General features: G+C 57.7%; 18 protein-coding genes. 9 read left to right on the forward strand and 9 right to left on the reverse strand.

What is annotated here, in order from left to right:
- Positions 1 to 144 precede the first annotated feature (144 nt).
- On the forward strand, positions 145 to 2,124 hold the full coding sequence (locus tag TR61_RS10400; RefSeq protein ID WP_082181927.1) for a sulfatase-like hydrolase/transferase: 1,980 nt from the start codon (positions 145 to 147) through the stop codon (positions 2,122 to 2,124).
- 58 nt (positions 2,125 to 2,182) lie between these two features.
- Here TR61_RS10400 and TR61_RS10405 read toward each other — a convergent pair whose 3' ends face one another.
- From TR61_RS10405 to TR61_RS10430, 6 genes are all read right to left on the reverse strand, one after another.
- The gene (locus tag TR61_RS10405) at positions 2,183 to 2,560 is read right to left on the reverse strand and encodes a diacylglycerol kinase (protein ID WP_050929928.1); all 378 of its coding nucleotides are present in this window, start codon (positions 2,558 to 2,560) and stop codon (positions 2,183 to 2,185) included.
- Positions 2,561 to 2,624: 64 nt separating this feature from the next.
- Positions 2,625 to 4,220, reverse strand: a complete 1,596-nt coding sequence (gene xrtD / locus TR61_RS10410; protein WP_050929929.1) for a VPLPA-CTERM-specific exosortase XrtD — start codon at positions 4,218 to 4,220, stop codon at positions 2,625 to 2,627.
- A 170-nt stretch (positions 4,221 to 4,390) separates the two neighbouring features.
- Complete coding sequence (locus tag TR61_RS10415; RefSeq protein WP_050929930.1) at positions 4,391 to 5,800, reverse strand: hypothetical protein; 1,410 nt, start codon at positions 5,798 to 5,800, stop codon at positions 4,391 to 4,393.
- A gap of 40 nt (positions 5,801 to 5,840) precedes the next feature.
- Positions 5,841 to 6,446: a polysaccharide biosynthesis/export family protein gene (locus TR61_RS10420; RefSeq protein ID WP_050929931.1), complete on the reverse strand. Its 606-nt coding sequence runs from the start codon at positions 6,444 to 6,446 to the stop codon at positions 5,841 to 5,843.
- A 129-nt stretch (positions 6,447 to 6,575) separates the two neighbouring features.
- Complete coding sequence (locus TR61_RS10425) at positions 6,576 to 9,035, reverse strand: tetratricopeptide repeat protein (protein ID WP_050929932.1); 2,460 nt, start codon at positions 9,033 to 9,035, stop codon at positions 6,576 to 6,578.
- 143 nt (positions 9,036 to 9,178) lie between these two features.
- Positions 9,179 to 9,886 carry a sugar transferase gene (locus TR61_RS10430; protein ID WP_082181931.1) on the reverse strand — a complete coding sequence of 236 codons (708 nt, stop codon included), beginning with the start codon at positions 9,884 to 9,886 and terminating at the stop codon, positions 9,179 to 9,181.
- A gap of 580 nt (positions 9,887 to 10,466) precedes the next feature.
- On the opposite strand from TR61_RS10430, the gene TR61_RS10435 reads away from it, so the two are divergent.
- Genes TR61_RS10435 through TR61_RS10450 form a run of 4 tightly spaced genes read left to right on the forward strand, consistent with a single transcriptional unit; the run spans position 10,467 to position 14,644 of the window.
- Positions 10,467 to 11,324: an ExeA family protein gene (locus TR61_RS10435; protein WP_050929933.1), complete on the forward strand. Its 858-nt coding sequence runs from the start codon at positions 10,467 to 10,469 to the stop codon at positions 11,322 to 11,324.
- Positions 11,321 to 12,871, forward strand: a complete 1,551-nt coding sequence (locus tag TR61_RS10440; protein ID WP_050929934.1) for a GumC family protein — start codon at positions 11,321 to 11,323, stop codon at positions 12,869 to 12,871. Before TR61_RS10435 ends, TR61_RS10440 begins: the two co-directional genes overlap by 4 nt.
- A 34-nt stretch (positions 12,872 to 12,905) precedes the next feature.
- Entirely contained in the window at positions 12,906 to 13,757 is an 852-nt protein-coding gene (locus TR61_RS10445; protein ID WP_050929935.1) for a CpsD/CapB family tyrosine-protein kinase, read from the forward strand.
- Between the two features lie 26 nt (positions 13,758 to 13,783).
- Positions 13,784 to 14,644, forward strand: a complete 861-nt coding sequence (locus TR61_RS10450) for a glycosyltransferase family 2 protein (RefSeq protein WP_050929936.1) — start codon at positions 13,784 to 13,786, stop codon at positions 14,642 to 14,644.
- A 60-nt stretch (positions 14,645 to 14,704) separates the two neighbouring features.
- Here TR61_RS10450 and TR61_RS10455 read toward each other — a convergent pair whose 3' ends face one another.
- Together TR61_RS10455 and TR61_RS10460 are read right to left on the reverse strand one after the other, a co-directional pair.
- Entirely contained in the window at positions 14,705 to 15,271 is a 567-nt protein-coding gene (locus TR61_RS10455) for a VPLPA-CTERM sorting domain-containing protein (RefSeq protein WP_050929937.1), read from the reverse strand.
- Positions 15,272 to 15,534: 263 nt separating this feature from the next.
- The gene (locus tag TR61_RS10460) at positions 15,535 to 17,091 is read right to left on the reverse strand and encodes a hypothetical protein (RefSeq protein WP_050929938.1); all 1,557 of its coding nucleotides are present in this window, start codon (positions 17,089 to 17,091) and stop codon (positions 15,535 to 15,537) included.
- A gap of 1,220 nt (positions 17,092 to 18,311) precedes the next feature.
- Here TR61_RS10460 and TR61_RS10470 point away from each other — a divergent pair.
- From TR61_RS10470 to TR61_RS10485, 4 genes are all read left to right on the forward strand, one after another.
- A complete protein-coding gene (locus TR61_RS10470) occupies positions 18,312 to 18,797 on the forward strand; it encodes a VPLPA-CTERM sorting domain-containing protein (RefSeq protein ID WP_157440884.1) in 486 nt (161 codons plus the stop codon).
- Between the two features lie 228 nt (positions 18,798 to 19,025).
- On the forward strand, positions 19,026 to 20,756 hold the full coding sequence (locus TR61_RS10475; RefSeq protein ID WP_050929947.1) for a type I secretion system permease/ATPase: 1,731 nt from the start codon (positions 19,026 to 19,028) through the stop codon (positions 20,754 to 20,756).
- A gap of 10 nt (positions 20,757 to 20,766) precedes the next feature.
- Complete coding sequence (locus tag TR61_RS10480) at positions 20,767 to 22,080, forward strand: HlyD family type I secretion periplasmic adaptor subunit (protein WP_050929941.1); 1,314 nt, start codon at positions 20,767 to 20,769, stop codon at positions 22,078 to 22,080.
- A gap of 157 nt (positions 22,081 to 22,237) precedes the next feature.
- Positions 22,238 to 23,620: an efflux transporter outer membrane subunit gene (locus TR61_RS10485; RefSeq protein ID WP_050929942.1), complete on the forward strand. Its 1,383-nt coding sequence runs from the start codon at positions 22,238 to 22,240 to the stop codon at positions 23,618 to 23,620.
- A gap of 138 nt (positions 23,621 to 23,758) precedes the next feature.
- Here TR61_RS10485 and TR61_RS10490 read toward each other — a convergent pair.
- The coding region (locus TR61_RS10490) for an autotransporter outer membrane beta-barrel domain-containing protein (RefSeq protein ID WP_157440885.1) at positions 23,759 to 25,014 on the reverse strand (1,256 nt) is incomplete at its 5' end.

The raw sequence follows: 25,014 nt of genomic DNA on the forward strand, positions 1-25,014 counted from the left end.
ACAGATCACCAAGGCCCGGTTGGCGCTGCAGACCTTCAGTCCGCCGAAAGCCTACGATGCACCTTGCCGTGGGCGGCTTATCAAGCAATAATCAAAACTCGGCGTATAAGTTTGTTTTCGAAGTACTTTTTCTGAGATGTTAGCATGAGCAACCAAAAGAACCGTCCGGTGGGTATCCTTCTTACTCTGGCAGGGCTCTTTGTCTATTTTGCATTGCCGGCTATTTTGTCTCTTCAACCCGTATCGCACTTGGGAGGAGCCTTCTATTTTTTCGGGCTTTCATGGGCGATATCCGTTTTTTTCTTGGCAGTGTTCGTTCTTCTGGCGGGCAGTTTAGGGAGCGCAGGCCGCGTCACGGCTTTGGCAATCGGGACGGTGTTTGTACTTCTAAACGTTGCATTGGCGGTGTCATTTCTGACGCAAGGGGCTCCTTTTAATACAGCCTTTTTTACTCATCTCGACTTTTCGACGTTGCGAATTGCATGGGCTACAGACGCCTTGCGGCTTTCGTTAGTCATGCTGTACGTCGTGCTCACTCCCTTTGTGATCGCCATCTGCTTTCAACATGTGTTCTCGAGACGATCTGGGAGGAGCCGAAGAGGCCTAGTTGTGGCTTCCTTTGCTGCAATCCTCTTTACGTCCATCACGAACTACCCGCTGCAGGCCATGGTGCTGCATCATGCGAACACGAGACAATCTTCGGACAGGATGCAGGCGGAGCTGGCCTCAATGCGTGGGTGGCAGGCGCAAGCTGCTGAAGTGAGCGGCGCTGCACGCAATATTGTTCTTATTTACCTCGAAGGAGTAGAGCAAAATTACTTCGACGAGGCTTTGTTCCCAGGCCTTATGCCAAAGCTTGGCAAACTACGACAGGATGCGATCTGGTTCAGCGATCTTGAACAATTTCCAGGAACAAGCTGGACAGTCGGCGGCATTGTTGCAAGTCAATGCGGAGTACCGCTGCTATCTGAGGGACACGGAAACCGCATTCTCGCTGCAGTCGACAACCCGTTTCGCCAGATCTCCTGCCTGGCGGAATTGGTGAAGAACTACGGATACCGAACTGCATATCTCGGCGGCGCCACCCTGGACTTCGCTGGCAAGGGTCAATTTCTGAGAGACAATGGTTACGACCTTGCGCTTGGAATTGACGAGCTTCCAAAGGCATCCCGACACAAATGGGGCATGTTTGACAGTGACCTCTATGAACATGCCGTGGAATTGTTTAACGGAATGGCCGAGGCAGATACGCCATTCCTGTTCACAATGCTCACACTGGACACCCATCACCCAGATGGCACGCCATCTCCTGGATGCCCGGCTTATGGGGCGCCGCAAGAAACTATGCTCAACGCGGTACATTGTGCAGACATGCTCGCTGCGGAATTCGTTGAACATGTGAGGCGCTCGCCCGTGGCGCAAGACACTGTGATCGCCATTGTGTCAGACCACTTGTTGATCAACGGAGCGCCGAAAAAGAATTTGGCAAGCAAGGATAGGCGACTGACATTCTTTATGATTGATCCCGGACGCCAGCCTGATCATATTGCTGCTCCAGCGGCACACTTTGATATCGCTCCTACAATTATGGAGGCGGCAGGACTTCAAGGCGTGGAATTGCCGTTTGGACACTCTCTACTGAGCCATAATGAAGGCCGCGTCTTCGAACGGGAACTATCAGACGAAGACTTCCAAGCTTTCAGGATTGAAGCCTTGGCCGCCGAAAGTGACCTCCGGAAAGGAGTGTCTTACTTTTTTGAAGAAAATCGGCTGGAGATTGGCGAGGCGAGGTACTTTTCACGGGATGCAATCAATGTTCACTACGACAATCCTTTCGCTCGGCCCATGGATTTTATTGGACTTTATTTTCAATCCGCAGCGGATCGGTATCCGGTCGTTCTTTCCGAACCAAGTCAAGTTACCAGCATAGTTGGCAAACGTGAAAGCGGGTATGTCTTAGCTGCTTCGAATGGTGGAAGTGTCTGCTTTGACGAAGCGAATTGCGTCTCAGGGCGGTTCTTGGGAATTTACGATGCGGAAAAGAAAAGTCTCCTCCGAGCGTCGGCTGAGCAGAACGGCAATCTTCTAACGCTCGATCCCGAGTCCATTGAACAACTGTTCTAGCAAAACGTACTTGCACCGTGATCTTTTCTCAGCGTCTGCTGCTCGTCCGAGGCAGTACTCATTCTGACGCAATACTTTTGTATAGCGCCATAGCCCAGATAATCACTGGAAACAAACACGAGAGCAGAACAGCGAGAGATCCTAGGTCCTTAGCGATGCGAGATAGTTCATGCCGCTCTGTCCCGATCCTATCCACTACAGCCTCAATGGCAGTATTCAAAATTTCCACGATGACGACGAACAACAGTGACAAAACCATTAACGCGGCCCAAACGGCATTGGGTCCGACAACCAATGCAACTGGAATAGAAATTACGAAAATTAACAACTCCAGACGAAATGCTTCTTCCGAACGCCAGATATCTCGAAAACCGGCGACTGAGTTCCAGAAGGCTGCAATGAGCCTTTTTGTTCCTTTGAGGTGCTGATTTTTCATGAACTCATACCGCAGATTTTCTTCGGAGACATAATCGCAAATATATAGAGAAATTTCAGGCGCCTCACCCCGGCACAAACCTTGGCAACCTGGGCAAGCTCTCCCGCATCATTCGCTGCAGGCGTTCATCGGCAGCGGCCTCCGGTTCCCCCGGCAACATCGGTGTGATGTAGCGGACAAGCGCCCCGTCAGTGCGATCCATCACGATACTGTCGTAGACGACACTCATCTTGGCTTTGAAGTCGTTCGTGATACGCTTCCCGCGCTGTTCGAACCAGTAGTAGACGAGCTGCTTGGAGAGGCCTTTCTGGATAATGGCCCGGTTGACGTTGAAGGTGCCGTAGCCCGTGCCTTCCATGTCCAGGGGCACGGTCTCAAAGCGGAAGATTTCCCACCCTCCGACAGGAAGACAGACTTCGGGCGAGTGAATGCCGCTTCCCTCAGTCTGCTTGTCATAGAAGGCCATGAAGAGTTCGACCGGCGCCGCCTCGGCTGGCGTGCTAAAATTCGCTGCCAGGTAATCCGTCGCTCCGAGGACGCGCTCAATGTCCGGATCAAGCAAAGTGAATGTGCCTGACCATTCACCCACCTGACGCGGGTAGAGGGCAAAGGGGTCACGATCTACCGGCGCTGGCTCCCTTCCCTGCTGGAAGGTCCAGGCAAGTGACACGGTCAGCGTCAGGAGCGCGCCAGCTGCAAGCGCGCTTGACGCCTGGATCCCGGTGATGCGGGAGGCGATGGCACCGAAACCATTTGTATCGAGATCGATTGCCTCCGAGAGGGGTTTGGGATCCGGCGTCAGGCGCTGGAGGGCAATGGCCATGATAAAGAGAATGGCGATACACGCGCCGAAGATAATCCAGCCCTCAAAGAAGTGCAGGAAGCCTTCTGCGTGTTCGATGCCGTAGCTGTTGACGAGAACGCCGATGACGCCGATGCGGAAGGAGTTCATCAGCACAGTTAGGGGGGCTGCGGCCACCAAGAGGACAATCTTGTGCCAGAGGGGACCCCGGTAGAGGATGGCGAATAGGTATGAGAAGCTGAGGATGGGAAAGAGGTACCTCAGCCCAGAACAGGCCTCTGCTACCTGCAGCTTGTAGACGCCGAGATCGATGACGTTGCCTTCGAGGAAGACGGGCACGCCCATCAGGGCGACGAACCACACGCCAATCTCAGACGAAATCGTCTGCAGGAAGACCGTAAACTTGAGGTAGATGAAGTGCGGCAGGGGCAGCATGAAGATGAGGTGCACGACGCCCAGTTGGTGCTGCTTGCCTCGTTCCCATCCAAAGATCGTCATCACCACGCCGCCGACCCAGATGACGAAGGCGTAGGTGACGATGTCTGGGATGCGGGTGAGGTTACCAGCAATTGCCAGCAGCAGCGAGAAGGCAATGATCAGGATCCCCGGCCATCGGTCATGCACCACCGGTTTCGGCGGGGGGAGACGGCGCATCTCGCGTAGGAAGAGGTAGAGAGAAATGATGGGGATTAGGGGGCCATGGCTGTATTCAGGGGTGGCCCAGGCTTTGGCCAATGACACGAAGCCGATCCAGAATATCGGGATCGATCCCAGCAGGAGCAACGCAAACCAGAAGAGCCCAGCGGGATTAAATGGCCGGGCGAGAGACCCCGGCTCCACCTGATCCGTTACAGACATCCTCTCAAACTCCCTTACTCACAACGCATGACCCCATCAGCCAGAGAACCTCCGGAATTCCCTCATTTTTTACCGAAAATGCCTCTTCGTGACGAGTCAAAACCGGACGCTGCGATGTATCTTCACACCATTTGAACAGATTGTTTCCAAAACCTGCACAGAAGCCAACATCAGGGACGTATGCTGAATTTCCGCTCCAGCGTCATGAATATCCGGTTGGAGGACGCGCTTCCCACGCCGGCCTCTTCCCTCTCCTGGTACTCGTATCCGGTGAGAAGTTGCCAGTCCCGCGTCAGGTCCCGGGCGTAAGTGGCCCGGAAATCGGTGCGGTTGACATCATTGATGGCAGGGCCGCCGGCCTGGTTAATATCCACGTAGTTGAGAGAAAAGCCGAGAACGGAGATGGAGTTGATCTCGTAAGTGTACCCAAGGGAAGCACGTGTGGTGGCCGTTTCCTCAGAGCGGAGCGTGGTCGAGACACTGCGCTCGATCGATGCCGTCAGAGTGCTGGTGGCCATTTCGTGCTGGAACCTGAGTGCACCAACTGGGCGGGTCCTGTTTGCCACGTCATTCGCAAGGCCGAGGCTGATTTCCAGAGCACCGCGCGGCAAAGGCATGGCGCGAGAGACGAGCCAGGTTTCCGTCTGTCCGTTCACGCTCTGGCTGACGTCGAAGCTCGTTCCGATCGTTCCTAGGGCAAGCTCCCGCGTGAGATCGATACTGCCGATGAGGCCCCTCTCGGTATCTAACTGCCTCACGCCTAGGATGGTTTCCTCCGTCTCAATCCGGCGGCGACCGATCGAGATGTCGAGGGTGTCGGTCGACGACAATTCGTGTCTCAACCCCAGGCCCACACTGGTCGTCTGGCGGTCAGTGTCGAAGCTATCCTCCGCCTTGTAATCTGATAACCGCAGGGCAATGCGACCCTCGGTGACGGGGCTCAGCGTGAAGCGCGTCGTCCCTCCAAGACTGATAACCTCGGTATTATAAAGGTCGGGATCTGTCGTATCAGTGTAGTCGATCTTGCGATAGCGACCGTCAAAGATGAAGCCGATCGGATCGTTGACGCCCGTCTCAAAAGAAAACCGCGCCCCGAACTGCTCCCTGTCTCCCACGTCGTCGATGAAATCCCCGGGTTCAAGTGGATCGTCGCCAAAATCGAGGTCGAAAGGGTTCAGGAAATTCACCGATACGAGACGATAATCAACGCCGAAGGTGAAGCGGCTGTTTGCTCCCTCGCGGTCATAGCCGATACCCGCTGTGATGTCGTCAAGCGTGCGGGCTCCGTTGCCGGGCGCCTCGATGGCGCGCACGACACCGCCGAGGTTGAACCTGAAGACGTCGCTGTCACGACGATTGATATAGCCGAGGGTCAGGCGCGTGTCGAAAAACTCGGCACTATCGTCGCCGTTCAGAAGCAGCCTGTAATTGTCCGTGGCACTCAGCGTGGAGCTGATCCCGAATTCCAAAACGGACCCTTGCGCCTCAGAACTGTTGTTCTGCTGCGCAAACGTCGATCCGGAGCCCAGAACCAGTGCGGCCAGGCACGTACTGCCGATCAAACTCTTTTTGCGGATCACAACCTGCCCTTATTGCTGCCCGTCTTTGTTCGTCTTGATCTTATTCGAAGAGGCGGCGCTCCGGTATGAAGACCACGTCTCCCGGTGCCAACACCGTCGCTGCGCTGATGCTGCCTTCACCGCCCATCGTGCGATAGTTGAAGAGGTAAACGGTTTCCTGACCGTTGTTCTTGTCAACCCGGCGCAGTTGAATGCGCTTCTCTGCGGCGAAGCGCGACAAACCTCCAGCTTCCGCCAGAAACTGCAGGAGCGTCGTGCCCGGCTCAACTTCCTTGCGGCCCGGCGCATTCGCCTCGCCCAGAATGTAGACACTCATCAGCCTCGGCGATGCCTTGCCACCTTTTGCCCTTGGGGCCAGAGAGGCGACCGACACGAGAACCGTGGGCGGTGCTGCAAAATTCGCACCCAAGGAATTTGCGAGCGTGCCAGCAACCGCATCTACGCTGCGTCCACCTGCCGAAACCGTTCCAGCCAGGGGGAAGCTAATCGAGCCATCCGGCAGGACCAGGACATTTCGATTGAGGTTGGGATCCTCCAGGACCTCGATCTGCAGAGTGTCACCCGGCTGAATGCTATAGCTGCTTTGTGCCGCAGCAGTGCCCACCAAGCCGACCACAAAAAGCAATGATGTCAGAAGTCTGATCATTCCGTGCCTACGTCCCATGATATCTCACTTTTATTCGTGTTTACGCTATTTTATGGCCCGTCAAAACAAACAATTTACATAAATCGCACGTCTGCGCCAGATTTGCATCTCTGAAGCTATTCCAGACCGTCAGTCACTTGCGCCGTCAGTGGCCCCATCTGTCGTTCCTGCAGCAGAAAGACGCGCAACTTCCGCCTCGACGTCTTCCATGAACTCGGGGCGCACTCCGTCTCCCACGACCTCGACGACTTTCTGGTATTGCGCCAAGGCGTCCGCGTCCCGTTCCAGAGCCGCATAGGTGCGGGCCAGATGATATTGCACCCTCGGATCTGTCGGCAGTCCTTCTGCAGCAGGTTCGAGTGAGGAGAGGGCCGTATCCAGATCACCACGGCGGAAGGCGATCCAACCGTAGGTGTCTTGGAAGGCAGGAACGTCCCTCCCCCTCAGACGTCGGGCAATCTCGAAGGCCCTCTCCAGGCTTGCGTCATCCGTCCGAGCCGTTGCCAGAAGGCTAGCGAGGTTATTTGCGATGATCACGTTGTTGGTATTGGCAGCGTAAAGCCGATCATAAATCTCGATCGCCCCCTCCATGTCGCCCTGTCTCTCGAGAATACCGGCCAACGCCCAGTTGATGCGGAGGTTGTCAGGCATCACTTTCAAGCCATCGAGCAATGTCTGGCGAGCGGCAACGGCGTTCTGTTGAACAGCCTGTATGTTGTAGAGGGCAAGCCAGAACCTCTGGTCCTGGGGAGCGTCTATCGTCAGGTCCCGGAAAGCCGCCTCAGCTGCCTGCGCCTCTCCCGTCACCGCGAGTAAGGATGCCATGAGGAAGCTGGCGTCAGGATTGCCGGGATTGGCAGAAAGCGTTTCCGTCGCGTATTGCCTGGCACCCTCAACGTCACCCTGGTCAAGACGAACGCGGATAATCGCCGCAGCGGCGCGAATGCCCTCGTCGCCCTCCTTCTCGATGCTTTCCAGAAGCCCAAGAAGCTCTGCCTGGCGATCCTGTGCCGCCAGCTGGCGCATGGTGAATTCCGTGGCAAGGGCCTCTGCAGAGTTATTGTCCTCAAGACGCCGCAGGGATGCGATCACCTGCGTCAAGCGCGGCCAGTCCCGCTCCCGAAGGTGAACTTCGCCGAGGCCTCCGAGCAGATCCACGTTTCCTGGCGACAGGCGAAGAGCGTTGATCAGAACGGTTTCCGCTGTCCGCCAGTCGCTCTCAGCAATGAGGTACCTCGCATACCGAAGAGTTTCATTGGGAGCGTTTCGCGATGCCTCTACAGCGCGACTGAGCATCTCTGCCATCAGGTCGCGGTTTCCCGCACGCTCGTGGGCCTGCGCCATGAGGGTCAAAGCCGTCGCATCATTCGGCGCCTCGCCAAGAGCGGAGCGAAGCGCAACAATTGCTTCGTCGGTACGATCACTCTCGATGAGCCAGCCGGCGCGCATCTTGAGACCCTCGGTCTGGGTCGCATCCTGTTCTAGGACTTCTTCGACCAACGCGCGAGCACCCACACTGTTACCCGTCGCATCCAGCATGCGGGCAAGCATGACCATGATACGGCGCCGCTCGTCCGACGGCTCCATACCGTCGATCAGGCTCTCCATCTCTGCGATGGCTTCATTTCTTTGGTCCAATTCAAAACGGAACCCAGCCCGGAGGGCCTTCAGGCGTTCAACCTCGGGCGGATCGGCGGCAAGGATGCTCTCCAGCTCGACAAGTGCCGTTTCACGATCACGTACCTCTGCAAGAAACCGAACGTAGGTGATGATTTCATCGATCCCGGCCGGGGCGTCGACGGCGCGCGCCTTCAGAAAAGCCTGCGCCGCGTCGGTATTTCCCTGGGAAAGATACCACCGCACCAGCGTCGCAGGCACAGTCTCATCGTCGGGGAACCGTGCGATCATGTCCTCAAGTTGGGCCTGGATCTCGCGGTTCTCGCCAAGTTGTGCCAGAACCCCTAGACGCGCCGTATAGAGCCCTCGCGTCTCAGGCTCTTCAGCAAGGGCAGCATCAATCGCGGAGAGGGCGGATGTCCATTCCTGGTTGCGCATGTGGTCGTCAATGACAACGCGACGCGCAATCATGCTGTCGGGATCTTCATCGAGGATGGCCTGAGCCTTGGTCACCGCCTCCCGCATTGCAGAGGCGTCATTGGCGGTGTTCGCGTCACGATAAGCGACGGCAAGGTTGACCGACTGGATCAGTGTGTCACTTGGATCAAGTTCGGCTGCAGCGGCGCCGTGACGGCGCGCGGCATCCCAATTGCCCACCTCGATTGACATCTCTGCCAGGGCGCGCTGACCTTCCAGATCGTCCGGATACTGCTCAACCAGGCGCAGGTAATGACCGAAGGCTTGCTGGAGGTTTCCGCGCGCGCGCTCGGTATCTGCATAGAGCCTCCGCGCCTCCTGGTGCTGGCCATTCAGCTGGAAAACATTACGCAACTCGACAAGAGCACGGTCGATATCGCCCTGTTCCAGTAGCTCGACGCCAGACTGGAAGTGCGCCTCCGCGCGTTCCTCCGCCGTATCACAGAAAGATAGAAGGCCTGCCATCACAAGGGCCAGGAAAGCCGGTTTGATCATGTCACCACTCTTACTTGCTCGCGTTCTGTTCGCGATCCGCGCACGTCAGCAGATCCTTTCTTAGTCCATAACATGGCACTGGAGTGGTTTGCACACCATACCAAGACCGTGCTGCGATCAATTTTTGTGGAGGACTACACAGGTCAGTAGCCCGTGCCGCGCAAAACGGCAGGAACCGTCCGGAGGAGGATGGAGATGTCTTCGCGCAGCGACACGCACGCCAGATACTCGTCATCGAACCGTGCGCGCTCGGAAAAGTTGGCATGGTTGCGGTCCGACACCTGCCACAAACCTGTGATGCCCGGGCGGAGGTCGAAATACGACGTTCCGGGGTAGAGCTCTCTCTGGGAAACCATCATCGGACGGGGCCCGACGAGTGACATGTCGCCCTTCAGAACGTTAATCAGTTGTGGCAGCTCATCGAGTGAACTCTTGCGGAGGAAGCGGCCCACACGGGTGATGCGGGGGTCGCTCTTCAGTTTCTGGGTTTCATCCCACTCCTTGCGGGATTTTGCACAGCGACGCAGCTGTTGCTCCAGCTTATCTTCCGCATCTCTCACCATTGTGCGGATCTTGATCATGCTGAATACGCGACCGCCTCGGCCGATGCGTTTCTGAAAATAGACGGGAGCACCCCCATCAAAAGCTGCAAGCGCCATCACAAGAAGGGTGACAGGGAGCCAGATCGGAAGCGTCAGCACGACGAGCAATACGTCTAAGAACCGCTTTACAACGTCGCGGTAAAAGGAGGGACGTGACCGGTTACGGAAACTGTCACCCGACAGTTCGGGCGAAATACTCCCGACGCCAATCACTTTGGATGAAACTTCAGAATAATCCCGAAAAGCCATAAATCGCTCCTTACTCATATCTTTCACTCATAAAGTTCACCAACTCTCAAACGGACGACGAAATTTCATCTCTATCAATCAAACAGAAAGTAACACGTGGCTTGTGTTTGCACCCACGACGACTAGTGAACATCCCAAGCACGCCAAAAACAAGACACAGTTTGGCCACAAATCCGCAAATTCTCAGTACAAGCCCCTGAAAGTCCTTATTTTTGGTCTTTATGTCGCTTGTGGATAAACCACCCTCAACCCGGAGGTGGTCTCGTTGTTGCCAATCACGAAACAAACACCGCAGGACCACAAAATTGTACCATTCTCCCTTTATCCGATTCGTAACGACAGTGATGTGACGAAGGATGAGGAAGGGACAGGGCAGGCTCCCGTTTTCTGCACGAATGCATGCAGTTAGGCGATTGCCTCCCTATATAGCAGGCAAAGACAGTTAAGTGGCAGGTAGGTCAATTGCCGGAAGTTGTGGCGGAGAGGCAGGCTCTCTCACCTTGCGGTGGCTGTACGCTTACCCTACACCCGGCTGGATCGTGGAGAGTGCAGGCTTGCCAGCCCGTTTTGAAAAGAGCAGATGAAACCCGAGACCCTTTACGCAGACTATTTTGGCCTCGAGGAGCGTCCCTTCACGCTGCTTCCCGATCCCTCGTTCCTCTATTGGTCGAAAGCACATAGCAACGCCTACACAGTCCTCGACTACGGCATCCTTTCGCGTGCACCCATCACCGTGATCACAGGGGAGATTGGGTCAGGGAAGACGACACTCGTTCATCACCTCCTCAAGAATTGCGACGAGGCGATCACCATTGGCCTGGTGTCGAACGCGCAAGGAGGGCGTGGGGAGCTGTTGCAGTGGGTCCTGAACGCTCTTTCCGTCGACGTCCCCAAGGGCGCGACCTACGTGCAGAAGTTCCAGAAACTTCAGGACTTCCTGATCGAAGAGTATGCGGCTGAGCGGCGCGTCGTACTCATCTTTGACGAGGCGCAGAACCTCTCGATGGAGGGCCTCGAAGAACTGCGCATGCTGACCAACATCAACGCCAACAAGGATGAACTGATCCAGCTCATCCTTGTGGGCCAGCCCGAGTTGCGCGACGTGATCCGCAGTCCAAGGATGCGTCAGCTCGCCCAAAGGGTTGCCGCCAGTTTCCACTTACCGGCGATGGATGCAGATACGGTTGCACAATACATTCGCCACCGCCTCCAGACTGTCGGAGGGACGGGGCAGGAGTTTACCGACAGCGCCTGTCGACTGGTGCATGAGCATACGGGTGGCGTGCCGCGCCTCGTCAATCAGCTCTGCGACATGGCAATGGTGTATGCCTGGGGTGGAGGCCAAAAAATCGTTACAGAAGACATCCTTCAAGGCGTGCTCGATGAGGGGCTATTTTTTGCAGCCACCCTTGCCGCAGACGAAAGCGACGCGACATGAATGAACTGAAATACTACTTCTCCATCTTCCTCCGGCGACTGCACTATTTTCTTATCGTCTCCGTGGTTGCCACCGCTGCGTCAGTGATTGCGGCCTTCACCTTGCCGCCTGCCTACGAGTCACAGACGCGGATACTCATCGAGGGGCCACAGATACCCACCGAACTCGCCGCATCGACCGTGTCGGTCGGATTGCGCGAACAGCTCGAGATCATCGAGCAGAGGCTCATGACGCGGGCGAATATGCTTGACGTGGCGCGGCGGCAAAATGTCTTCGAGGGCATTGGAGCGATGAGCGCCGACGCAATCGTGTCTGCCATGCGGTCACGCACGACGCTGCGAAGGGGTGGCTCGTCACGCGCACCAAGCCCGGTTCTGACGATTATCTTCGAGGCGCGCAGTCCTGGCATCGCTGCTGGCGTCCTCAACGAATATCTCACCCTCATCGAGAACCAGAATGCGGAGTTCCGCACGGCTCGAGCTGGTAACACTCTTGAATTCTTTGAGCAGGAAGTGGAACGCTTGGGCCGGGATCTCGACGAACAGAGTGCACGCATCCTCGAGTTCAAGACACGAAACGCTGAAGCTCTGCCCGACAGCCTTCAGGTTAGACTAGACCAACAGGGAGCACTGCGTGAGCAGAGCCGCCAGATCGATCGTGAAATTCAACTCCTGATATTGCAGAAAGATCGTCTGATCCAGGTATTCGAAGTAACCGGTCGGGCGGGGAACGGACAGCCTCTTTCTCGAGACGAGAGGCGCCTTCAGGATCTGCAAACCCAACTGGATGAAGCCCTTTCGATTTACTCTCCTGAGAACCCCCGCGTGAAGATGCTCGAGGCGCGGATCGCGCAGATCGAGGAGAGGATGGCAAGTGCGTCTGCCGAGGCGGCCGATCCGGAAACATCAGAACAAGAGGCTCGACCGGGGGCGACCATGCTGGATCTGGAACTGAGCGAGATCGATGCGCGCGTGTCGATTCTTCAGGAGCGGAAGGGCGAAATTCAGACGCTTCTCGCGGCGCAATCGGAGGCGATCTCCCGAATCCCCGCCAACAGCGTGGCCCTCGACGAATTGATGCGCGTCTATAACAACATCGAGGGGCAGTACAATCTTGCCGTCGATCGCCTCGCTCGAGCCAGTACTGGCCAGAGGATTGAGTCGCTCTCCCGAGGTCAGCGTATCTCGGTCATTGAGCCACCCGCCGCGCCATCGCAGCCCACGAAGCCCAATCGCGTGTTCATCGCAGGCGGTGGCACTGCGGCAGGTATCGCAGCGGGTTTAGGCCTCGTTCTACTAATCGAGCTTCTCAACAGGACGGCGCGTCGGCCGGAAGACATCATCAACCGGATTGGCGTGCGGCCTCTGAGCAGCCTGCCATACATCCAAAGCAGATCGGAAGTTGTTCGTAGGCGCCTTGCAAAGATTTTCGTCTACCTCATCATCATCGTGGGCATGCCGATCGCAGTCTACGCGGTGCATCTCTATTATCTCCCCCTCGACCTTCTGGCTGACCGGACCATGAACGCCATTGGCGTACGTTGGTAAACGGGCCGAGGCTATATCAGGAGGATTTGTTGACATGGAACGTATTCAGGAAGCCCTGGCCAAGGCCCGCGCGCAACGCCAGAAAGGGGGCGCTGAACCCGCCGAAACCCCGGTATCCCCGCCGTCGCCTCAACCGCAACCACAGGCCACGCCTGCCCTGAACCTCCCTGCGGTGGATGAGAATTGGGCCGCCCTCGCTCCCTTCAAGCTCAATCGTGCCCACCTTCAGAAAAACAGGGTGGTCGCAGCCGAAAGTGGGCGTGATGCAGTGCCTTATGATCTTCTCAGGACAAAGATCATTCACCAGGCGCAAACCAATGGCTGGAAGAGGGTGGCCATCGTGTCGCCTGACATGGGTGCAGGCAAGACGACTACTGTCGCAAACCTGGCCTTCAGCTTCGAGCGTCAGCGTGACATGCGTCTTCTTTGCATCGACCTCGATCTACGTCGACCGTCGTTGCACAAGATCCTTGGGCAGGCGCCCGGACATTCAATGTCGGATGTCCTCGATGGCCATGTACGCTTTGCCGAGCACGGCCTGCGCCTTGGCAACAGGGTGGCCTTCGGTCTCAATAATAGCCCTGCGCCCAATCCTTCCGAGCTCTTGCTGAGCCGCGAAGCTCGCAGCGCGCTTGAGAGGGTCGAGGCAAATTATGCCCCGGATCTCATGATATTCGACATCTCACCTCTCAGTGCATCTGACGACAACATCGCCTTTCTTCAGATTGTCGATTGCGCCGTTATTATTGCCGCCGCCGAAGCGACACCGATGAGCCGCATCGACAATGCCGAGCGGCAGGTGGCAGAATTGACCAACGTGATGGGCATCGTCCTCAACAAGTGCCGTTACCCGAGTGAAGCGGAAAGCTACGATTACTATTATTGAGTTTTCCCCGTCAGACCCAAATCACGATGCCAGAGATCTCGATCATCATTCCACACTACAATGACGTGGAGCGGCTCGAACGGTGCCTGACTGCGTTGAGCAAAAACGATCTCTCAGGGTGCGAGGTGATGGTCGTAGACAATGGCTCAACTCAGTCTTTGGACGAGGTGCGGTCGAAGTTCCCGGACTTCCGGTTTGTGGTCGAGAGAGAAAAAGGGGCTGCCGCTGCGCGCAACCGCGGTGTGAGTGAGACCACGGCACCTATTCTAATGTTCATCGATGCAGATTGCCTGCCAGCCTCGGACTGGGTGGTCACGGGCAGGCAGGTGGCGGGACGCGCAGACCTGATCGGCGGGCGAGTGGAGGTCTTTCACGAAACGCCCCCACCCCTCAGCGGGGCTGAGGCGTTCGAGGCTGTCTTCGCCTTTGACTTCAGAAACTACATCGAGGTGCAGGGGTTTTCCGGGACGGGCAACCTCATCACCCGCAGAGACGTATTCGAGGATGTCGGCCTTTTCCGCGGTGGCATGTCGGAAGATCGCGACTGGTCGTTCCGAGCGACGGCCAAGGGGTATCGCTTGATCTATGAAGATTCATTGCGCGTTGGCCACCCCTCGCGGCAGGATTGGCCCGCTTTGAAGGCCAAGTGGCGCAGGATTACACAGGAGATGTTCGGTCAGACAGGTGGAAGTTTTGGTGCGCGACTGAAGTGGGCCATCAAGGGGTTGATGATGCCCGCAAGCGTTCTCGCGCATTTGCCGAAGGTTGCCACGAGTTCAGCCCTGACTAGCATTGGTGACCGCCTCAATGCCGCAGGCGTTCTCATCCGACTGAGAATTCTGCGCATGGTTTGGATGCTTCGTCAGGCGACAGGCTTGCAGATATGACCAATAAGAAAAAGGGCCGCTTGTAAGCGGCCCTTTCTAAACCAATCGTCTGGTTGGGCGCTACGCGTCCTTACGACGGCGACGAACAACCGCCATTCCACCGAGGGCAGTCAGCAGCAGCAGACCACCAGCAGGCAGCGGGACGGGAACAGTCGTCGAGGAGAACGAAATAATGCCACCCGATCCATTCACGTCCTGGGCAGAGAGCCTCATGAAGCCCTCCGTCGGGTCGTAATCGTTGCCGGTAAGCCAGCCTGAGGCCGAGAACGCCTTTGTACCGGACGTGTCTTCAAAGCCGTAGAACGATGTCGCGGTGAATGTAAAACCGCCTGCTTCCCACACGACTTGATCCGAGCCAAGATCGAAATCAATATCATAAACGGTGGCTGGATCTCCAGAACTCAGAGTGGAGAAGCTCCCTGTCGGTTGCGGCAGCGCCACAAATGCATTGTCTGCTGTACCAGACCCGTCGAAAATGGCCTGACCGTCGTCCGCCATTGTAGACGCGCCCCAGTTCAGCGCTCCGGTTATATCGATCTGACCAGTGATGGTCGCAGCCATCGCGCCAACAGGCGCAAGAGCGATCGCGCACGCAGCGATGAAATTTTTGTAGTTAAACATACCCATTAATAATCTCCCAGGTAGAATCCGGTTACTTGGATACCAGCATACGAATACAAGCGCACCGAATCCAAGAAAAATTTCACGCTTTGGCCACATTCTGGCCTGATTGTCTGTTCTTGTCTGCAAAAGAGACATATGCGAAGAGGCTATTGGCTGAGATTCTCAACCAATGGAAGCAAAAGGGCTGCATTGTCGCCCCAGCATGAACAAACGGAATGGCGATCGTTTCGACTTCGGATCACGTCTCGAATCATAGGCTTGGTATCTCAGCCCTTTGTATCCCGGAAAACGACGCTGGGCGCCTTGCCTGACGAGGCCTCGACTAGATGGCGCACGGCGACGGTACCATCATGGGTGATCCGCTGCCCTGCGCTGTCGAAACGCGCCGTTCCCGCCTGACCTGACCTGCTCCAACCCGACAGTTTCCCGGTGTCGCTATATATGTAGTCGTCGCGCCAGTCTGCGCGGGGAAAGAGGAGGGGGTCGGCATACCCCTCGGGTGTAGGACGATAATCCACACTCTCGATACGCAACGCACCTTTCGGTCCTTGACCATAGCGGCGTGTTTCGTGGTGGGGCAGGAACAACGAAATAAGACCAGGCATGCTGTCATGCTCACCTGTGCGGGCGAAAACACCGACATCGATGCGGTTTGAAAGGACATCTGGCCGACCCGACACAGGGCGCGGCAGCTGCCAATCGAACGTGATCCGGGCCCGTGTTCCACGACCGTCCAGCGGCTCGATCCGGGTTCGCTCGGGGTCACCGCGCAGCAACCGCCAGGAGAACTCCGGTTTGCGGCCAAAGGGGTCGCGCGTGGCTTCGACGGACACAACCATTTCCCGGCGCGCGGCCGTGCTGCGCCAGATGCGAGAGATGGCAACCGGTGTATCGAACAGTCGCTCAGACAACCCTTCTCCGAAATAGTCCGTGCCTTCCGTCGCTCCGGTTTCCGACAGGACGGACATGCGCACCATTGGGGGCACCGTCTCAGGCGTGAACGCATTGGCCAGGCTCACCATCCTACTCAGGTTGATCTGATCACCCGGAATGACTGACGGGTGGGCCACTCCTGAAAGATAGGCCCCGCGGGTGAGAACACTGGCAAGGCTGCGCCGGAAGATCATCTGCACGGTCGCGGCTAGAAGCTGGTTGTCGCGCAGGAAGGCCTTCGTTTCTGGGCGCATTGCCGCGAGGATCATGGCCAGCGCCTGCAGATGCGGGCGATCCGATCCCGACGACCCCTGCGACACGAGGTAGAACGGCGTGTTTGCGGGAAAGAGATCACCATGCTCGGGATCGTGGTCGCGGTGTTCGGGATATACGTGGACCTGCCCTGCCAGGTAATTTTGATAAAGAAGCAGAGCACCGCCATCGCCCGTCAGAGCAAGGCGAGGTTGGGATCGCCAAAAGAGCCCATCCGTCAGTGCGGTGGAGGAGTTGCCGATCACGGGCGCATCGAACAGCACCCGACCCGCCAACCCGTAATCCAGTCCCGCCTCGCGAGCCTCCGCGTCATAAACGACGTGGGTCAGTTGCGGATGCGCTGCTACAGGCAGCGTCGAATGCCCGCGATCGCGGTTCTCATACAAATCGCCATGATTGCCCGCCGCCCGCCCTTCGAAGACCAGTTGCCACAGCAGCCTGTGGGCGGGGTCACGCGCGTCGGGCCCCAGCACGGGCGCGCTGTTTTCGGGAATTGTGACCCGCGCCAGCAGTCGTCCTCCGGGGCCCGACCTCACCAAATCAGACAGTCGGATCAGGACCTTGCCGTCGCTTGCAAGAGCCGTGCCGCTTCCAGCTGGCGCAGTGGCCTCGGCCACAGCAACTCCCGGCGCGAGACCAAGGCCGGCGAGGCCGCTGAGAATAGTGCGACGGTTGAGGTTTGAAGACATATCAGCGATCGCCCCGCAGCTCGAAAGACATCCGCCGGTCTCTGGCGACGTCCTGAGGACATTGCGATGTTAAAACAATGCAATCAACACGTTCACCCCCGGCGCACCCGGCTGAGTGGAGGCGAGTATGGCTTTTGCGACCAATCAGCGGCTACGCTCGCACGTCCGAAAAGCGTACGTGGAAGTGCTGCGTTGCTTTGGCTCATTTGAAGCCAGCTAGCCTGTAACATCCGCTCAGTCGCCGCTATCAGGCGCGCCCTTCACGCCTGAGCCGCATTCAGAAACAAAGGCAAATCTGTTGCCCTCAAGACTCACAATGGCCCTGAAGGTCGCCTTGCGCGAACGCGTGTAGCAATTTCGTAACGAAATTTCGCCGCATTCGTGCTAACCTTTGGTCGCAATGCAACGCTATTCCTGTCTGGTGACGTGAAGACAGAGACCAAAAAGATTGCATGCTTGAGAGGTGCAGCGCATGATCGTTGGGTTGATCCTAGCAGGAGCTATCATCGGGGCCGGCACAGGAGTGGGCGCCCTCCTTCTCGGGTCTTCCATCTGGTTTGCGCTCTTGCTCTACTCCGCAGTCGGCGTGGCCAGCGTTCTGGGAGCGGCTCTTTTCGTAGCCCTGCGTCCTGATCGGGACCAGCAGAATGCGCCGGTACAAGTCTATTCCCTGGCAGGGCCGGGGAGGAGCTGACAGCTCCAACGACACCGAATCGCATTTGAAATCGATCTCAAACGTCAGGCTGGCGGCTAATCGTTTCCGCCTGAGAAACTATATTGCTCACTCCCAAGCACTCACGAGTATTGCGCGACAATCGCGAGCCCAAGCTGCGCGATTGTCGCGGTTATGTCAGGTTTTATTGACTTATGGCGAAAATGTGGCGATCCTCGTGTATGGGAATCAATAGATTAGCCGCGTGCTGGCTACTATAGTGGCTTTTCTTAAAGGGTTTTCCCTGAGCTGCTTATACTTGTGGGGATTAAATATGTTTGCATTTGGACTTGATAAATTTCGCGGGTCACTTGCCGCGTTCGCACTCGTAATAGGCGCATCCTTCGCGGCCAGCCCCTCGCAGGCGGCTACTTGCCCAGTAAACGGTGCCCTCCTCCCGACTGATCCGGGTCATATTGACGGTCAAGTGCAGTACATGACGCTGGAGGACACGTCCGGGGCAACGTGCCTGGACAGCGGGACCGAAAGTAATCCTGACTCAACGAACGGCGTATTTAGAACGACATATCCTAACTACACAGTTCTCGCGAAGGAAGAAGACGGGAACGGCGCCCTTGATGGTATCATTACTGGTCTCACCTACGATGCCGGAGACGGAGACTATGGCATCGACGGAGAAATCAGCTTTGTTGACACAGGTTTGACAGGCCCGTTTGCGATCTTGTTCAAGTTCGGAAACGACAATCAGGATTCATGGTTTGCGTGGAGTGTGTCGGGAGGTTTCACCAACGCTGATTGGGCGCTCGTCTGTGCACCAGAGTTTCAAGACTGTACACTGAACGGCCTGTCTCATGTCACCTTGTTCGCAGCACCTATCCCAGTTCCGGCCGCTGGCATCCTGTTGATCACCGCACTGGGTGGTCTGGGCTTCGCCGCACGCCGCCGTCGCAAGGCGAGCTGATACTGGGCCCAAAAAGTCACAGCAAGCATCTACAGACAGCCCCCAGTCGGGGGCTGTTTTCGTTTCAAGCGCCGCAATACCCTCTGCAACCGCCCATCCAAGACCTGTTTTTTGCCACATTCTTGCCACACCTCTGTGGAAAACCCGTAAACAATCGCGCGGTAAATGCAGGATTGTCATCTGCACGTCTGCGCAAACGATTGGGGCAGAACGGGCACGGTGGGTGGCATGCGGAGCAGGAGAAAGACGGAAAACGCCTATATCAAGGCGTGGCGTGGGCTGAGGGGAACGCTTGTTCTGGTCGGGCTCTTCAGCGCGGCAATCAACCTCCTGATGCTGACAGGTCCTGTTTACATGCTGCAGGTCTATGACCGGGTCCTGTCCTCTGGATCGGTGGCGACGCTGACGGGTCTCTTTGCCGTCGTCGTTGTCCTCTACGCCTTCCTCGGTCTTTACGACTTTCTGCGGGCACGGCTTCTGTCACGCGCAGCGCTGCGGCTCGATACACGGGTGGGCGAAGAGGCGCTGCGCTTCACCCTGCGCGCCGGGAAGATCGGCGGGCGGGTCAAGGTCGATCCCTCAGCGCAGCCCGTGCGCGATCTTGAACTCGTGCGCAGCTTCATGGGAAGCCCTGCGATCACCGGCCTCTTTGATCTCCCCTGGATGCCGCTGTTTCTTGCTCTCGTCTTCCTGATCCACCCATGGCTCGGATATCTCACACTGGCGGGTGCGGGCGTCGTCACGGTCGCTGCTCTCCTCAACCAGTACCTCGTACAGGCCTCGATCCAGCGCGCAATGGGCCTCGAAGGGGCTGAGCGCAACCTCGTCGATTTCTCGCGCACGGATGCCGAAACGCTGCATGCGCTTGGCATGGGTGACCGGATTGTGTCCCGCTGGCGCAAGATGCATGACGCCGCACTTGCGGCGGCGCAGGTGGGTAGCGACCGCTCTGAGGGCTTTGCTGCCTTCTCCAAATCCTTCCGCCTGCTTCTGCAATCAGCCCTCCTGACACTGGGTGCATACCTGGCACTGCGACAGGAGATTACGCCGGGCATGATCATCGCCACATCGATCATCGCTGGCCGCGCGCTGGCCCCGGTTGACCAGGTGATCGGACAATGGCGCGGCATCGGCCGCGCGCGCGAAGCACACCGCCGTCTGAAGGACGTGTTCGATCTTCAGCCTGAGGAGAAACCACGCGTCGACCTGCCCGCACCCAAGGGAGACCTGCGCGTCAATGCTCTGACCAAACTCGCTCCTGCTGGACCTGAGGAGCGTGGCGATCGCCCCCGTATCCTCGACCGGGTGAGCTTTGCACTCAGCCCTGGCGATGGACTTGGCGTCGTTGGAAACAGCGCCGCAGGCAAATCCACGTTGGCCCGGCTTTTGGTTGGTGCCTGGACAGCGGACGCAGGCGAAGTACGGCTCGATGGAGCAACGCTGGACCAGTGGTCCCCGGAAGCGCTTGGGCGGCACATCGGATACCTGCCGCAGCACCTGCAGATGATGACCGGAAGCGTTGGCGAAAACATCGCCCGCTTTGACCCCGAGGCGCGGGACGAAGACGTGATCGAGGCCGCCCGTATTGCTGGCGTGCATGACATGATCCTCGGCCTGCCCGATGGCTATGCCACGCATATCGACCGGATGATCCGTCCCCTCTCAGGCGGACAGATGCAGCGATTGGGGTTGGCACGGGCGATCTTCGGAATGCCGCGGTTCATCGTCCTCGATGAACCGAACTCGAACCTTGATGCAGACGGAGACGACGCCCTTTCAAATGCGATCCGCACCATGCGGGAACGTGGCAGCGTGGTGGTTGTCATGGCGCACCGGCCAAGTGCAATGGCAGCGGTGAACAAAGTGATGATCCTTCATCAAGGCCGCTTGGCGAAATTTGGGGACAAAGACGAAGTGATGGGTGGCGCACCGCGCCCCGTATCAATCGTCGCACAGTGAGGCCGGACCGATGACAGCAGAAGCTTTTTCCAACCCGGTTCTAAAGACCGATATCTCCCGCCCTGGCCGCTTTGGCGTCCTGGCCGGGCTAGCGCTGCTGGCGCTCGTCTTCGGATGGGCCCAGATGACGCCAATCAACGGCGCGGTAATCGCCTCGGGCTCGGCCGTTGTGCGCGGCAAGCCGAAAACAGTCCAGAGCCTCGACGGTGGGATCATTGAGGAAATCCGCGTCGCGGATGGCGATCTGGTCCGCCAAGGCGACGTGCTGTTGCGGCTCGACCCCACGTTAATGCACATCAATCTCGACATGTATCGTAACCGGCTGGCGGAAACCCGGGCCGAGATGAGCCGGTTGCGCGCAGAACAGGTGAATGCCACCACGCTCGCCTTCGACTATGACACCGAGTATCTTGAAGGCCTTCCGCTGGAGCAGATCAACGCAGCACAGGAAGAGATCTTCGAAGCTCGCCGCGAGGTCATGAAAGGCCGAAAAGAACAGTTGCGCGAGAAGATCGCACAGTTCTTCAACCAGATCTCCGGAGTAGAAAGCCTGATCGTTGCCAAGCAGGAGCAGTTGAGCTTCATCGAAAAGGAACTCACCGATGTCAGCGCGCTGCATGCCGATGGCCTGGCCCGTGAAGGCCAGGTTCTGGAACTGCAGCGCGCGCGTGCCCGGCTCCTCGGCGAAATCGCCGGACATCAGTCAGAACTGGCTCGGATCCACAACTCGATCCGCGACACCGAGCTTGAGATCCTTCAGGCGGAACGGCAATTCAAGGAACAAGTGGTGACTGATCTGCGTCAGGCCTCGATGACGGGCGAGGAACTCGTCCTGCAGATCGTAACAGTTCAGAAGCAGCTGGAACGGATCGAGATCCTGTCCCCGGTCGACGGCATTGCCCACGAGATGCAGGTCTTCAACGCCGGCAGCGTGGTTCAGCCTGGTGAAACGATTCTCCAAGTTGTGCCGACTTCAGAAGGGGTGGATTTCGAAGTCCGGGTCGATCCCAACGCGATCGACCAAGTGGCGCAGGGACAGCGTGCAAAAGTGGTGTTCAGCGCTTTCAACGCGCGCACCGCGCCTGAAATCTTCGGAACGGTCTCGGGCATTTCACCGAGCACCGTAGTCGATCCAATGACTGGGCAGAGCTTTTTCCGTGTGACGCTCGCGATACCGCCCGAGGAACTGGAGCGGCTGGGCGATCATGAAATCCTGCCTGGAATGCCGATCGAGGCCTTTCTGCAAACTGGGGAACGCACGGTGCTAAGCTACCTCACGCGGCCGCTGAGCGATCAGTTGCGCCGCGCTTTCCGCGATGACTGAGCCCTGTATAAGGTGATGCTCTGAGGGCACAACCCAAGAGCATCACTCAGAAAGTCTTGTTTTGAAACAGCGTTTCCGACATCGTGCAAAAAAATAGTCATATGCGGATAACCGGCGCAAAAGCCGGAGCGCGTTGACTGAGAGGCAGGAAAAAACAATGACGGGCAAGACCTGGCGTAGGTCGTCGTGCGTAATTTCGCTTATTGCGGGGCTGTCGATCCTGGCAGGCTGCTCGCGGTCTCCGTATGAGGCGCCGCTGTTCCCGTTCCTGTCATCTTACGGTGCGGCGAGAGCTGGCGCGCCGGTTCTACTGAGCAACGCGGAATGGTGGAAATCCTTCAAGGATCCCACGCTCGATACCCTTATCCAGCAAGGGCTTTCGGATAACCTGGACCTCGAGATCGCAAAGGAGCGGGTCATTGAGGCCGAGACTATCCAGCGCAGCGTGCCAAGATCCGCCTTTTTAACAGGACAGGCGGATGTGCAGCGCGTGGGAGGTGATGTCGGTCCGACACGCACCCAGCGTGAGGGACGTATCGGTTTCGATTGGATCCTCGACATCTATGGTGGCCGTCGTGCCCAGATTGACGCAGCGGGTGCACGCATCGAAGTGGCCGATGCCGAGGTTGACGCAGCGCGGTTGCTGCTTCTGCTCAATATCACGAACGCTTATGTCGATCTCCGGTTCCACCAGACCAGTCTTGCCTTGCGCCAGTCAGAGCTGGCATCGCGACTGCAGACGCTGGAACTGATCGAACGCCTGCAGCGGGGCAATGCGGCTACGCAAGTCGATGTGGTACGGGCCCGTGCGCTGGTCTCGGAAACCCGCGCGGAGCTGCCGGACATTCGAGCTGCCGTCGCAGCTAGCAAAAATGAGATCGCCGTGCTTCTGGGTAAGGCACCGGGTACGCTCGCAATCGATCTCGCCAAGGGCGTCCGTCAGCCGCGTGTCTCGATGTCTCCGGATGTTGGCATTCCTGCCGATCTCCTACGCAACCGCCCAGATATCCGTGTGGCCGAGCGCAGCTATTACGCGGCTTTCCTCGATGTTCAGAGTGCACGGGCGGATCTCTACCCGCAACTGTCTCTCAGCGGTACGATCGCGCGCACCACTGCAGGCGGTTCATCGGCCACGGAATACCTGTTCGGCCCGTCGCTAACGCTGCCTATCCTACCCAATACGAACCGCCGCGCCGCAACAGAGAGGCGCGAATCTCTGGTCCGACAGGCCCACACGAACTGGCAACAGACCGTGCTCGAAGCGATCCGGGACGTGGAGACCTCGCTTGGGGAGTACGCCGCAGCTCTGGAAGCGCAACGCGCCTCCGAACGAACAGTCAGACTTTACAAGGAAGTCGTCTCCCTGACCCGCCAAATCGTAACGCGCGACGGAGCGACCATTCGTGATCTCATCGATGCCGAACAGAACGTCGCCAACGCCAACGCCGCACTTGCAAGCACGCTGCGGAGTGTCGGTCGCAGCTTTGTCAGTCTGAACGTGAACCTCGGCTCCGGACACGCCATTGGTAGAACGAACTAGCGTATCTGTCTGGCAGCTGGAGCCGCCCATGTCTGACTATACGTGCACAGCGCGTTCGCGATGGTGACGAGCTTTCTGTAACCCCAAGATACCTGTTGCGGCGCGCCCGCGGCCCGTCGGCGACCAAAGCAGTCTTTGTTAGAACCTGAATTCCAGGAAGCTCCGGATGCTCCAGGCGTCGAAGTCGCCATCACCGATCCCATCATATCCAACGGACACGCCGTGGCGCAGGTTGCTGCTCGGTGTTGCCTCGTACCCCACCTCAAGAGAGGACGTGACGCTCGATTGTCCAGAGAAGGCCTTGCTCTCTTTGAAGACACCGGTGATCGCCGGCCGCGCGAAAATGAAGCTATTGTCGGCGATGGGGCCGAACGGGAACTGGAACTCGGCAGCAAGACTGATCTGCCCGTAATCCATCGACTGCCCAGTCACACCAATCTGCGTGATGCCGTCGGTGACCACGTAATCATCCTGTTCCTCGCGCACATAACCCAGCGAGACTTCCGGGAGGACCCGGTATGCCGGTTGGTCAATCTGACCCGTGAGCGTCAGGATTGCAAGGAGACGGTCAGTATCGAATTCTCCCGAATAGGCTGTGCCCAGGCTGACGATGCTGGCGTCGTTCGAGGACTGCCCCAAAGCCACGCGTCCACTGAGGAACAGCGTATCAGTCAGCGCAGTCGAGAAATACGGTCCGACCATCCAGCCCTTGCCTGAGATGTCTGAAACTGCGGTCTCTTCTTCCGAAATACGGTCGAAACTGACCATTAGGCCCAGGATCGTGGAATTGCCGATGCTATAATCGACGCCCATGTTGAGCACGCCATAGTCGCCATCCACCGCCGATGCATTCCGCTTGTCGTCGAAAAAAGTATAGCGGCCCTCAGTCCAGAAATAGGTTCCACTCCCGATGTCTCTCGACAGCGAGAAATCGAGATTAGCCCGCGTCATCGACCCCGAGGACGATACCGCCGCCACAACCGTATTCTGAGAACCTCGGTGCTCAAGACGATATAAACGAGGATCGTTTCTGAGGGTGCGCTCCATGCGGCGCGTCATGAAGGCCGCGGTTTTGTCGCCGAATTCCTGCTGAACCTGCGAAACATCAGGAGAATTCACGGTGATAGTGACGCTATCGGTGACGGCGGAATTAACTCCGTCAGAAACCGAAAGCGTGAATACGAGCGTGTCTGCGGCATTCGGTGCGTTGAAGCTGGGCGTAAGAGTGTCGCCACCGGTGAGCGTAACTAAGGCAGTGCCGCCGGTCTGGGTCCAAACAAAGGTGAGCGTGCCGTTCTCCGGGTCCGTCGCGGTGCCAGCGAGATTGACTGCCGCACCTGCGGCGACGGTCTGGTTCGGGCCTGCATCTACCGTCGGCGCCTGGTTGGCCGGTG

The organism is Aestuariivita boseongensis, assembly GCF_001262635.1.
Lineage (GTDB): Bacteria > Pseudomonadota > Alphaproteobacteria > Rhodobacterales > Rhodobacteraceae > Aestuariivita > Aestuariivita boseongensis.

Excerpts from the sequence above, each read along its gene's own strand:
- TR61_RS10400 (WP_082181927.1), top strand. The coding sequence starts at position 145 with ATGAGCAACCAAAAGAACCGTCCGGTGGGTATCCTTCTTACTCTGGCA.
- TR61_RS10405 (WP_050929928.1), bottom strand. The coding sequence starts at position 2,560 with ATGAAAAATCAGCACCTCAAAGGAACAAAAAGGCTCATTGCAGCCTTC.
- xrtD (WP_050929929.1), bottom strand. The coding sequence starts at position 4,220 with ATGTCTGTAACGGATCAGGTGGAGCCGGGGTCTCTCGCCCGGCCATTT.
- TR61_RS10420 (WP_050929931.1), bottom strand. The coding sequence starts at position 6,446 with ATGATCAGACTTCTGACATCATTGCTTTTTGTGGTCGGCTTGGTGGGC.
- TR61_RS10425 (WP_050929932.1), bottom strand. The coding sequence starts at position 9,035 with ATGATCAAACCGGCTTTCCTGGCCCTTGTGATGGCAGGCCTTCTATCT.
- TR61_RS10430 (WP_082181931.1), bottom strand. The coding sequence starts at position 9,886 with ATGGCTTTTCGGGATTATTCTGAAGTTTCATCCAAAGTGATTGGCGTC.
- TR61_RS10435 (WP_050929933.1), top strand. The coding sequence starts at position 10,467 with ATGAAACCCGAGACCCTTTACGCAGACTATTTTGGCCTCGAGGAGCGT.
- TR61_RS10440 (WP_050929934.1), top strand. The coding sequence starts at position 11,321 with ATGAATGAACTGAAATACTACTTCTCCATCTTCCTCCGGCGACTGCAC.
- TR61_RS10445 (WP_050929935.1), top strand. The coding sequence starts at position 12,906 with ATGGAACGTATTCAGGAAGCCCTGGCCAAGGCCCGCGCGCAACGCCAG.
- TR61_RS10450 (WP_050929936.1), top strand. The coding sequence starts at position 13,784 with ATGCCAGAGATCTCGATCATCATTCCACACTACAATGACGTGGAGCGG.
- TR61_RS10455 (WP_050929937.1), bottom strand. The coding sequence starts at position 15,271 with ATGGGTATGTTTAACTACAAAAATTTCATCGCTGCGTGCGCGATCGCT.
- TR61_RS10470 (WP_157440884.1), top strand. The coding sequence starts at position 18,312 with ATGACGCTGGAGGACACGTCCGGGGCAACGTGCCTGGACAGCGGGACC.
- TR61_RS10475 (WP_050929947.1), top strand. The coding sequence starts at position 19,026 with ATGCGGAGCAGGAGAAAGACGGAAAACGCCTATATCAAGGCGTGGCGT.
- TR61_RS10480 (WP_050929941.1), top strand. The coding sequence starts at position 20,767 with ATGACAGCAGAAGCTTTTTCCAACCCGGTTCTAAAGACCGATATCTCC.
- TR61_RS10485 (WP_050929942.1), top strand. The coding sequence starts at position 22,238 with ATGACGGGCAAGACCTGGCGTAGGTCGTCGTGCGTAATTTCGCTTATT.